General features: G+C 37.5%; 1 protein-coding gene. It reads left to right on the top strand.

Going from position 1 to position 678, the window contains the following annotated elements:
• Positions 1-113 precede the first annotated feature (113 nt).
• A partial coding sequence (locus tag C170_RS22445) for an IS1182 family transposase (RefSeq protein ID WP_036614272.1) occupies positions 114-678 on the top strand: 565 nt, incomplete at its 3' end.

Raw genomic sequence — 678 nt, 5'->3', positions numbered from 1 at the left:
CGAGGCCACTGAAAAAGTCCAACATCTATAAACAGATATCCCTCCTCATTTTTTTGAGGAGGGATATCTGTTTTCCTGTATAATTAAATGATTAATTTCAGGTGGTGTCTCGGATGATTTCAAACCAACAATCTCTTAACCTTAGTGCATTTATGGACATATACGATATCGTCGTACCTAAAGATAATATGCTTCGTCAAATCAATGATCTCGTAGATTTTTCATTTGTTCAGGTAGAATTGCAACATAGATACTGCCTCGACAATGGTCGCAATGCAGTGCCTCCCATTCGAATGTTTAAATACCTATTGTTGAAATCCATTTTCGATGTATCCGATGCGGATGTTGTGGAACGTTCTAAATATGACATGTCCTTTAAGTACTTTTTAGATATGGCGCCTGAAGATGAAGTCATTAATCCTAGTTCACTAACGAAGTTTCGCAAGCTTCGCCTGAAAGATGTGAACCTCCTCGACATACTTATTCAAAAGACCATGGAGATCGCGTTGGAAAAAGAAATTATCAAAAGCAGTGCAATTATTGTGGATGCCACCCATACGAAAGCGCGATTTAATCAGCTATCACCCAAAGAAATATTAGTGCAAAAGTCTAAGTTGTTGAGAAAATCCGTTTACAAGATCGATGAAAAAATGAAGGATAAATTCCCACCGAAAACAA

Source organism: Paenibacillus sp. FSL H7-689, from assembly GCF_000517905.1.
GTDB lineage: Bacteria > Bacillota > Bacilli > Paenibacillales > Paenibacillaceae > Paenibacillus > Paenibacillus amylolyticus.
The sequence above is the reverse complement of the archived record's forward strand: the minus strand, read 5'-3'. Positions and strand labels throughout refer to the sequence as shown.